Origin of the sequence: Pseudomonas sp. Irchel 3E13 (assembly GCF_900187455.1) — a bacterium.
GTDB lineage: Bacteria > Pseudomonadota > Gammaproteobacteria > Pseudomonadales > Pseudomonadaceae > Aquipseudomonas.
The window spans coordinates 372,720-384,621 of record NZ_FYDX01000005.1 but is presented as its reverse complement, the minus strand read 5'-3'; the positions used below and the strand labels follow the sequence as shown (position 1 = coordinate 384,621).

At 66.2% G+C, this 11,902-nt stretch carries 1 protein-coding gene; it reads right to left on the bottom strand.

Annotated features, from left to right (window positions below; all coding sequences use genetic code 11):
• A partial coding sequence (locus CKW37_RS10720; RefSeq protein ID WP_095155663.1) for a non-ribosomal peptide synthetase occupies nucleotides 1–11,902 on the bottom strand: 11,902 nt, incomplete at its 3' end.

Below are 11,902 nucleotides of genomic sequence, written 5' to 3'. Positions count from 1 at the left end.
ACCATAAGGCCGGTAGATCCTGCGCCAGCAGCGCCTTGAGATCGGCCACGGCAGGCTGATCCTGATCGGCGACGAGGTACGCCACCAACTGCGTACCGGTGCCATTTTCCTTCGCCAGCACCACCGCCTCGCGGACGGCGGCATGCCGGAGGATCTGCGCTTCGATTTCGCCCAGTTCGATACGCAAGCCGCGAATCTTTACCTGATGGTCGATGCGGCCGAGGTAGTCGATCACGCCGTCGGCGCGGTAGCGCACCAGGTCGCCGGTGCGGTACAGACGGGCGCCCGGCGTGAACGGATCCGGCACGAAGCGCTCGGCGGTCAGGTCGGGACGCTGGTGATAACCACGGGCCAACGAATCACCGCCGACGTACAGCTCGCCAGCGCTGCCCACCGGGCAGACTTGCAAGTTGGCATCCAGCACATAAGTGCGCACGTTGCTGATCGGTCGGCCGATGGCGGCGATCGCGGTATCAACTGGACCTTCGATCAGCAGGCTGCTGGTGTCGATGGTCGCTTCGGTCGGGCCGTACAGGTTGTAGACCTGGCCGTTCCATTGCTGACGCAGTTGCTCCACCAGCGCCGCGCTCAGCCCCTCGCCACCGAAGGCCAGGGTGCGCAGCGAATCCAGTTGGCCGCCCTTCACGTCCGGCAGCAACGCCTGAAGTACCGACGGCGCCAATTGCAGGATGCTGATCTGGTGATCGGCCACTTCGCTCCAGAGCAACGACAGGTCATCGCTCAGCGCCGGGCTGGCGAGCACCAGTTGCGCGCCGTTGAGCAGCGGCAGCCAGAATTCCCAAACCGAAGCGTCGAAGCTAAACGCGGTCTTCTGCAGCACGCGGTCATGCGGCGCCAGTTTCAGCTCGTTCTGCATCCACAGCATGTGGTTGGTCAACGCGCCATGGCGGATTTCCACGCCTTTTGGCCGGCCAGTGGAGCCGGACGTGTAGATCACGTAGGCGAGGTTGTCCGCTTGAAGGCGAACCTGCGGCGGCGCGATATCGGTACTGTCTTGCCAGTCGATCAGCAGGTCCAGTTCCAGACTGCGCACCTGCTCGCTCACCGGCAGTTGCGCCAGCAGCGACGACTGGGTCAGCAATAGACGAATGCCACTGTCGCGCAGCATGTAATCCAGACGCTCACGCGGGTATGCCGGGTCCAGCGGCACATAGGCGCCGCCGGCCTTGAGGATCGCCAGCAGGCCGACGACCATTTCCAGGCTGCGCTCTAGCGAGATTCCCACCAGCACATCAGGACCCACGCCCAGTTCACGCAGATGATGCGCCAGGCGGTTGGCCTGACGGTCCAGTTCGGCGTAGCTCAGTTGCCGTTCGCCAAGGATCAGCGCCACGGCGTCCGGTGTGGCGTGCACCTGGGCTTCGATCAGGTCCTGAATCGGTGCGTCGGCAAAGGCCACTGCCGTGTCATTCCAGTCATGCAGCAGGTGCTGACGCTCGGCGGCGTCCAGCAACGACAGCTCACCCAGCGGGGCCTGGGCATCGCCAGCCAGGGCACGCAGCACCTGATCGAAATGCCCGACCAGCCGCACCATGCCGTCCTCGCTGAAGCGCTGGCGATCGAAGTTGAAGCGCACTGCCAGCGTCTCGTTGGCCTGAACCACCAGGGTCAGCGGATAGTGGGTCTGCTCCTGATTGATCACGCTGCCGAACGCCAGCCCTTCCGGCGCCGCCTGCTGCAGCACCTCCGAAACCGGGTAGTTCTCGAACACCAGGATCGAATCGAACAACGCTTCGCCACCGTGACCGGCCCAGCGCTGGATATCGTAGAGCGGCGTGTGCTCATGTTCGCGCAGGGCCAGGTTGAGGGCCTGCAACTCGCCCACCCAATCCGCCACCGACTGCTCGGCGCGCGGGCTACCCACCACCGGCAGGGTGTTGATGAACAGGCCAAGCTGCTCCTCGATCCCCGGCAACTCCGCCGGACGTCCGGCGACGATGGCGCCGAACGTCACGCTGGCCTGGCCGGTATAGCGTTGCAGCAGCAACAGCCAGGCAGCCTGCACCAGCGTATTCAGGGTCACCCGCTGCTCACGGGCAAAGGCGTTGAGTCGCAGCGTCTGCTCGCGGTCGAGTGCGTAATGCCGGTCGATATAACCGTCCAGCGCGGCCTGCGGCTTCAGCACGTCGGCAAGCCGGGTCGGCGTTTCCAGCGCGGCGAGTTGCACGCTCCAGAAGGCTTCGCTGGCCACGGCATCCTGACGTTGCAGCCATTCGATGTAATCCCGGTAGCGGGCCGCCGACTGCGCGGGCACCTGGCCGTGATAACGCTGCAGCACCTCGCCCAGCAGGCGCGAGCTGCTCCAGCCGTCCATCAGGATGTGATGGCTGGTGTAGATCAGGTGATGGCTGTCGTCGCCGGTGCGCAGCAGGGTCAGGCGCAGCAGCGCTTCCTGCTCCAGGTCGAAACCGCGCTGACGGTCGGCGTCGGCCCAGGCTTCGAGCGCCGCGGCGCCATGTTCCACCGTGCGCCAGTCCTGCTCGGTCAGCGCCACGACCACCTGCTTGCGGATCACTTGCAGCGGTTTGCGCAGGTCACTGACGAAGCTGGCCCGCAGCACGTCGTGCTGGTCGATCACCGCCTGCCAGGCCGCCTTGAAGCGCGCGACATTCAGACCGCGCACATCCACCCGCATCTGGTTGATGTAGTTGGCCGCTTCTTTCTCGTACAGGCTGTGGAACAGCATGCCCTGTTGCATCGGCGACAGCGGGTAGATATCGGCGATCTCCGCCGGGGCGATACGCAGGCCGTCGATGTCCTGCTGGTCGAGGTTGGCCAGCGGGAAGTCCGAAGGCGTCGCCGCGGCGCTCTCGGCGTGCACGCAGTGTTCGATCACCTGGCGCAACGCGGCGCCGTACTGATCGGCCAGCCCCTGCAACAGTTCGTGCTCGAACACCGCGGTGCTGAAGCGCCATTTCAGTTCGAGCTGGCCGCCATAGACCTGGCCGCTGACGCTGATCAGGCTGTCCAGCGGCGCATCGAGGCTGTGCATGTCGCCGCTGCTCTCGCCAGACGGCCGCAACAGGCCGTCCTCCTCGGCGAAGCTGCCGTCGAACTGGCCCAGATAGTTGAAGACGATCGCACCCTGGGCCAGACCGGCCAGCGCTTCACGGGCGGCGCTGCTGCCCAGGTGGCGCAGCACGCCGTAGCCGATGCCCTTGTTGGGGATCGCCCGCAGTTGTTCCTTGATGGTCTTGATCGAGTCGGACAGGGCCGGCCGCGGGCTGAGCCTGACCGGGTAGACCGTGGTGAACCAGCCGACAGTGCGGGTGATGTCCAGCGCTTCGAACAGGTCTTCGCGGCCATGCCCTTCCAGCTTGATCAGCACCGACGGTTGCCGGGTCCAGGCACAGATCACCCGGGCCAGTGCCGTCAGCAGCAGGTCGTTGATCTGTGTACGGTAGGCCGCCGGGGCATCCTGCAGCAGTTGCCGGGTCAGCTCGCGGTCCAGCCGGGTGGTGACGCTGGCGACATTCCGGCTGCTCGCCTCGGCACCTGCCTTGCGGTCCGGCAGTTCATCGCTGACATCGGACAGTTGCGCCTGCCAGTAGCCCAGCTCCTGCTCCAGTTCGGCGCTGCGGGCATAGTCACTCAGGTGCTCGGCCCAGCGCTTGAACGAACTGGTCTTGGCCGGCAGTGCCACCGGCTTGCCCTCGGAAAGCGCGGCATAAGCGTTCTGCAGGTCTTCCAGCAGGATGCGCCAGGACACGCCGTCCACCACCAGGTGATGGATCACCAGCAGCAGGCGTTGCGAGCCATCGGGCAGTTCCGCGAGCACCGCACGCAGCAGGTGACCGCGCTCCAGGTCGAGGCTGCGCTGGGCTTGCTGAGCCAACGGCTCCAGCTCATCGGCATGCTTCAACTGGCGTTGCCAGAGCAGCCCACTGTCGTTGCGCTGGCCGTGGACAGCGTTCCAGGCACCGTTTTCCAGGGAGAAGCCAAGGCGCAAGGCATCGTGTTGCACCAGCAACGCCTGCAAGGTTTTTTCCACCAAGGCCGCTTGCAGCACTCGGGACGGTTTGAGCATCACCGCCTGGTTCCAGTGGTGGCGCTGCGGGATGTCGCTTTCGAAGAACCCGTGCTGGATTGGCGTCAGCGGCGCCGCACCGTCCACGGCGGCCTGATCGATGACCGTGGCTTCGGCCAGACGCGCCACCGCGGCCAGGCTCTGCACGGTCTGGCGCTGGAACAGGTCCTTGGGCGTGAAGAAGATCCCGGCCTGACGGGCACGGCTGACCACTTGAATGGAGATGATCGAGTCGCCGCCCAGCTCGAAGAAGTTGTCGGTCAGACCGACCTTCTCCAGCTTGAGCACATCGCACCAGATCGCCGCCAGTTGCTGTTCCAGCTCGCTGCGTGGCGCGACATAGGTCGCCTGGGCCTGAGCAACGTCCGGCTGTGGCAGGGCCTTGCGGTCGAGCTTGCCGTTCGGGGTCAGCGGTAATTGATCGAGGAACAGCCACTGCGCCGGCACCATAAAGGCCGGTAGATCCTGCGCCAGCAGCGCCTTGAGATCGGCCACGGCAGGCTGATCCTGATCGGCGACGAGGTACGCCACCAACTGCGTGCCGGTGCCATTTTCCTTCGCCAGCACCACCGCCTCGCGGACGGCGGCATGCCGGAGGATCTGCGCTTCGATTTCGCCCAGTTCGATACGCAAGCCGCGAATCTTTACCTGATGGTCGATACGGCCGAGGTAGTCGATCACGCCGTCGGCGCGGTAGCGCACCAGGTCGCCGGTGCGGTACAGACGGGCGCCCGGCGTGAACGGATCCGGCACGAAGCGCTCGGCGGTCAGGTCGGGACGCTGGTGATAACCACGGGCCAGCGAGTCGCCGCCGACATACAGTTCGCCAGCGCTACCCACCGGGCAGACTTGCAAATTGGCGTCCAGCACATAGGTGCGCACGTTGCTGATCGGTCGGCCAATGGCGGCGATCGCAGTGTCCACCGGACCTTCGATCAGCAGGCTGCTGGTATCGATGGTCGCTTCGGTCGGGCCGTACAGGTTGTAGACCTGACCATTCCATTGTTGACGCAACTGCTCCACCAGCGCCGCGCTCAGCCCCTCGCCACCGAAGGCCAGGGTGCGCAGCGAATCCAGTTGGCCACCCTTCACTTCCGGCAACAGCGCCTGAAGTACCGACGGCGCCAGTTGCAGGGTGCTGACTTGGTGATCGGCCACTTCGCTCCAGAGCAACGACAAATCATCGCTCAGCGCCGGGCTGGCGAGTACCAGTTGCGCGCCGTTGAGCAGCGGCAGCCAGAACTCCCAAACCGAGGCGTCGAAACTGAAGGCGGTCTTTTGCAAGACACGGTCATGCGGTGCCAGTTTCAGCTCGTTCTGCATCCACAGCATGTGGTTGGTCAGCGCACCATGGCGGATTTCCACGCCTTTTGGCCGGCCAGTGGAGCCGGAGGTGTAGATCACGTAGGCGAGGTTGTCCGGGTGCAGGTGAACCTGCGGCGGCGCGATGTCAGTGCTGTCCTGCCAGTCGATCAGCAGGTCCAGTTCCAGGCTGCGCACCTGCTCGCTCACCGGCAATTGCGCCAGCAGCGAAGACTGGGTCAGCAACAGGCGAATGCCGCTGTCGCGCAGCATGTAGTCCAGACGCTCACGCGGGTACGCCGGGTCCAGCGGCACATAGGCGCCGCCGGCCTTGAGGATCGCCAACAGACCGACGACCATTTCCAGGCTGCGCTCCAGCGAGATTCCCACCAGCACGTCCGGGCCCACGCCCAGTTCACGCAGACGGTGCGCCAGACGATTGGCCTGACGATCCAGCGCGGCGTAGCTCAGTTGCTGCTCGCCAAGGATCAGCGCCACGGCGTCCGGTGTGGCCTGCACCTGCGCTTCGATCAGGTCATGAATCGGGGCGTCGGCAAAGGCCACTGCCGTGTCATTCCAGTCATGCAGCAGGTGCTGACGCTCGGCGGCGTCCAGCAACGGCAGTTCGCCCAGCGGGGCCTGGGCATCGCGGATCAGCGCCTGCAACAGGTGATCGAGATGCCGCGCCAATTGCGCCACCACCTCATCGCTGAATTGCCGGCGGTCGTGGCTCAGGCGCATCGACAGCGCGGCGCCGACATTGACCACCAGCGCCAGCGGATAGTGCGCCTGCTCCTGGTTGATCAACCTGCCGAAGACCAGGCCTTGCGGCGCGGTCTGCTCCAGTGCCTCGGACACCGGGTAGTTCTCGAACACCAGGATCGAATCGAACAGCGCCTCACCACCCCGCCCGGCCCAGCGCTGGATGTCGTTGAGCGGCGTGTGCTCGTGCTCGCGCAGGGCCAGGTTCTGCTCCTGCACCTGCGCCAGCCACTCGGCCACGGTCTGTTCCGGGCGCGGGCTGCCCAGCACCGGCAAGGTGTTGATAAACAGCCCAAGCTGCTCCTCGATCCCCGGCAGTTCGGTCGGGCGACCGGCCACAGTGGCACCGAAGGCTACGCTGGCCTGGCCGGTGTAGCGCTGCAACAACAACAGCCAGGCGGCCTGCACCAGGGTGTTGAGGGTGACCCGCTGTTCGCGGGCGAAATCGCTCAGGCGTTGGGTCTGCTGCGGGTCCAGGCCATGGACCTGTTCGCCATAACCGTCGCTGCCAACCGGCGCGCTGAGCGCCCGGGCCAGACGGGTCGGCTGTTCCAGCCCCTCCAGATGGCGAGTCCAGAAGTCCCGGCTGGCCGCGCCGTCCTGACGCTGCAACCACTCGATATAGTCGCGGTAGCGTCCGCTGTGAGACGCCATGCTGTGACCGCTGTAGCGTTGGAGCACCTCGCCGAGCATCCGCGAGGTGCTCCAACCGTCCATGAGAATGTGGTGGCAGGTGTAGACCAGTTGATGGCTGCGCTCGCCAGTGCGCAGTACCGCCAGACGCAGCAGCGGGCCCTGTTCCAGCACGAAGCCACGCGCGCGCTCCGCCACCGCCCACTGCTCGATCCACGCGCCCTGCTCCGCCTGCCCCCGTACATCGAGTTCGACGAAAGGCACCTCGACCTGGCGCAACACCGCTTGCACGGGCTGCCGCAGGTCGCTGAGGAATACGCTGCGCAGCACGTCATGCTGATCCAGCAACGCCTGCCAGGCCGCGCGGAAACGCGGCACGTCGAGGCCCTCGACCTCCACCCGCAACTGGTTGATGTAGTTACCCGCCTCCTCCTCGTACAAGGTGTGGAACAGCATGCCCTGCTGCATCGGCGACAGCGGGTAGATGTCCTGTACATCGCCAGCGGCCACCGGCAAGTGGTCAAGCTCGGCCTGGGTCAGGCTCACCAGCGGGAAGTCCGACGGGGTCATCCCCGCCACGCCAGCAGCGGTGCAATGCTCGATCAACTGGCGCAGTTCGGCGGCGTACTCATCCGCCAGTCGCTGGATGGTCGCGCGCTCGAACACCTGGCTGCTGAAGCTCCAGCTCAGGTCCAGCTCGCCGCCATACACCTGGCCGTTGATGCTGATCGGTGCGGACAGCGGCGCGGCGGCGTCCTGGCTGTCGCCAGAGGCTTCGCCGGACGGCGCGAACAGCGCATCGCCGGCATCGAAACTGCCATCGAACTGGCCGAGGTAGTTGAAGACGATGCTGCCCTGGGCCAGTTGCGCCAGGGACGCACGCACCGGCTCAGTGCCCAGGTAACGCAGCACGCCGTAGCCAATGCCCTTGTCGGGAATCGCCCGCAGTTGTTCCTTGATCGCCTTGATCGACCCGTCCAACGACGCCCCCGGCGTCAGGCGCACCGGGTACAGGTTGCTGAACCAGCCGACGGTGCGGCTCAGGTCGATATCGTCGAACAGGTCTTCGCGGCCGTGACCTTCCAGGCGGATCACGGCATCGGCACGAGCGGTCCAGCGGCTGATGACCCGCGCCAGCGCGGTCAGCAGCAGGTCGTTGATCTGCGTGCGGTAGGCGGCGGGCGCGTCCTGCAGCAGTTTGCGGGTCAGCGCGGCATCCAGGTGGGTGCTCACCGAGATTGCGTGCTGGCGTTGCTGGCTGCCTTCGGCGTGATCCCACGGCAGGCTGTCGCTGGCGCCGTGCAACTGCGCCTGCCACCAGCCCAGTTCTTGTTCCAGGGCGGCATTCCCGGCGTAGCCGTGGAGTTTTTCCGCCCAGGCCTTGAGCGAACTGCTCTTGGCCGGCAGCACCACCGTCTTGCCCGCCGCCAGCGCGGCATAGGCCTGTTGCAGGTCTTCCAGCAGCACCCGCCAGGACACCCCGTCCACCACCAGGTGATGGATCACCAGCAGCAGGCGCTGCTCGCCCTGCGCCAGGTTCACCAGCACCCCGCGCAGCAGCGGGCCGTTGCTCAGGTCGAGGCTGCGCTGGGCTTCGTTGGCCAGCGCGTTCAGGTCGGCAGCCGCTTCCAGTTCGCGCACCCACAGCAGGTCTGGGCTGTTGAGCGCGGCGAAACTCGCCTGCCAGCCCGCCGCTTGCGCCACGAAACTCAGGCGCAGGGCGTCATGCTGTTCGACCAGCGCATGCAGGGCGAGTTGCAGGTGCACGGCGTCCAGTGCGCGGGTCGGCTTGAGCATCACCGCCTGGTTCCAGTGCTGGCGCTGGGGAATGTCGGTGTCGAAGAAGCGCGCCTGGATCGGCAGCAGCGGCAGGTTGCCGCTCAGTTGCTCGACCACGGGGGCGGCGGCTTTCTTCTCGATCAGCTTGGCCACCGCGGCCAGTTGGCCGATGGTCTGTTTTTCGAACAGTTGCTTGGGGCTGAGCTTGATGCCCTGGCGCTTGGCCCGGGCAATGATTTGCAGGCTGAGGATCGAGTCGCCGCCCAGTTCGAAGAAGTTGTCGGTGGTGCCGACCCGCTCCAGCTTGAGCACATCGGCCCAGACCGCGGCGAGTTTTTCCTCGATCTCACCCACCGGCGCGGTGTACGCCTGTTTGATTGCCCCCGGCTTGGGCAGCGCGCGCTTGTCCAGCTTGCCGTTGGCGGTCAGCGGCAGGCGCTCCAGCAGCAGGATCTGCGCGGGCACCAGGTATTCCGGCAGGTTGGCCGCCAGTTGCTGGCGCAACGCTTCGGCCTGCAGGGTCACGCCGCTGGCGGCGGCGCAGTAGCCCACCAGTTGCAGACGCGATTCGTCACCGTCCTGCGGCAGCGCAAGCACCACGGCTTCGGCGACGCCGTCCAGGCCGCGCAGGACATGGCCGACCTCGCCCGGCTCGACGCGGTAGCCGCGAATTTTCACCTGATCGTCGGCACGGCCCAGGTATTCCAGCCCACCCGGCACATGCCGTGCGCGGTCGCCGGAGCGGTACAGGCGCTGGCCATCGGCGTCCGGCACGAAGCGCTCGGCGGTCAACGCCGGCTGGCCCAGATAACCCTGGGCCAGACCGGCGCCACCCAGGTACAGCTCGCCCGCGACCCGCTCGGCCACCGGATTCAGCCAGGCGTCCAGCACCCGCGCCCGGGCGCCCGCCAGCGGCTGGCCGACCGGAACGCTGCGGCAGCCGTCAATAACGGCACCCACTTTGTGGGTGAGGATGCCCACCGTGGTTTCGGTCGGGCCGTAGTGGTTGAGAATCCGGCAGCCGGGTTTCAGCGCGCGGACCTGTTCGACCAGGTTCCAGCTACTGGCTTCGCCACCGAGGATCAGCAACTGCGCCGGCAGCACATCCGCCGGCTTCGCCGCCTGCAACAGGCCTTGCAGATGGCTCGGCACGATCTTCAGCACCTCGATCCGGTGCTCGGCCATATAGGCGGCGAAGCTGTCCGGGTCGAAGGCATGTTCATGGGACAGCAGGTGCAGCGTGCGGCCCGACGCCAGGGCGCCGAACAACAGGGTGTGACCGAGGTCGGCGGCAATGGTCGAAACCATCGCCATGCTGCCCTCGCCGCTCAGCTCCAGGCGCTCCAGCACGCCCTGCACGTAATTGCTCAAGGCGCCGTGGCTGATCACCACGCCCTTGGGCTGACCGGTGGAACCGGAGGTGTAGATGATGTAGGCCGGCTGGCTCGCACTGATGGTGACCTCAGGCGCGCTGCTCGGGTTGGCGGCCCACAGGTTGACGTCCCAGGCCAGGGTCGGGCAGTGGTCGAAGGACGAAGCGTCGTATCCGGCGGCATGGATCAGCAGCGCGGCGCGGCTGTCCCGCGTCAGTTGTTGCAGGCGCTCCAGCGGCTGGCGGGTATCCAGCGGCAAGTACACCGCGCCCAGCTTGAGCACGGCCAGCAGGCTGGTCACCCACTCGATACCGCGTTCCTGGCACAGCGCCACGGTCATGCCGGCGCCAATGCCTTGTGCTCGCAGGTAATGCGCAAGCTGGTTGGATTGCGCGTCCAGTTGCGCGTAGCTCAAAACCTGCTCGCCCGAACGCAGGGCCGGCTTGTCCTGGCCCGCCAGCAAACCTTGCTGCCAGAGCGAAAGGAAGCCATTGGCGCTGACCGTCGCTGCCGGCGGTGTCGCCAACAGCGGGGCGGGCTCGGCGTGCGCCAGCAGCGTGTCGCCGGTGTGCGCGACGAGGTTTTCCAGCACGCCGCGCAGCGAGGCGACGATCCGCTCGATGGTCGCCGCCTCGAACAGGTCGGTGGCGTAGGTGAAGTAACCGCGCAGGCCCTGAGGCGTATCGATGAAGTCGTAAGCCAGGTCGAAGCGCGCATCGGTGGCGCCGAAGGCGTATTTGTCCACGCTCAGGCCATCGACGCCGCGCTCGGCATCGTCGCCCTCGTCCGCGCTGAAGACCTGCTGGTTGATCTTGAACTGGAACAGCGGGTTGTGGCCCAGGTTACGCTCGGGCGCCAGGGCATCCACCAGGTGCTCGAAGGGCAATTCCTGGTGCGATTGCGCACCGGTCACCACCTGTTTCACCTGCTCCAGCAACTCGGCGAACGTCTGCCGCTCATCGACCTGCACCCGCAGCACCTGGGTGTTGATGAAGAAGCCAATCAGCCCTTCCAGCTCGCCGCGGGTGCGGCCGGCGTTGGGCGCGCCGATGCGGATATCGGCCTGGCCGCTGTAGCGCGACAGCACCACCGACAGCGCGGCCAGGGTCAGCATGAACACCGTCACGCCCTGGCTGCGCGCCACGCGCTTGAGCTGGTCGGACAGCGCCGCCGACAGGTCGGCGCGCACCACCGCGCCACGGTAGCTGGGTTGCTGCGGACGGTCGTGGTCCAGCGGCAGCGCCAGCACCGGCTGTTCGTCGCCCAATTGCTGTTTCCAGTACTGCAACTGCCGCTCGCCCTCCCCGGCCTCCAGCCAGGCGCGCTGCCAGATGGCGTAGTCGGCGTACTGCACGGGCAAGGCCGGCAGCGCCGCGACGATGGCGCTGATCCGCGCCTGATAGAGCTGGACGAATTCGCGCACCAGCAACTGGCTCGACCAGCCATCGGACACCACATGGTGCATGCACAGGGTCAGCACATGTTCGGCGGTGCCGAGGCGGAACAATTTGACCCGCAGCAAGGTGCCGCTGAGCAGGTCGAACGGCGCCTGCATCTCGGCTTCGACCAACGCTTTCAGGGTGGTTTCCGCGTCCTCGGTGACCCCGGTGGAAACCTCCACCACCTCCAGGGTCACCGGCGCCTGTTCAAGAATTTCCTGATGGAACTCACCGTCCACCGAGACAAAGCGGGTGCGCAGGGTTTCATGCCGCTGGACCAGTTGCTCCAGGGCGCCGGCCAGTGCCGCTGCGTCCAGTGCACCGCTCAGGCGCACCGCCATCGGCACGTTGTAGGCGCTGTTGTCCGGCTCCATCTGCCAGAGGAACAGCATGCGTTGCTGCGCGTAAGACAGCGGGATGCGCTGCACGTCAGTGCGGGTCACGGCAATCGGCAACAGGCGGAAGCTCTGCCCGGTCTCGCGCATCTTGTCGAGAATCTGCCGACGCTGCTCCAGCGGCAGGCTGACGAAACGTTTGGCAATGCGCTCTGCGGTCGTCTTGTCCAT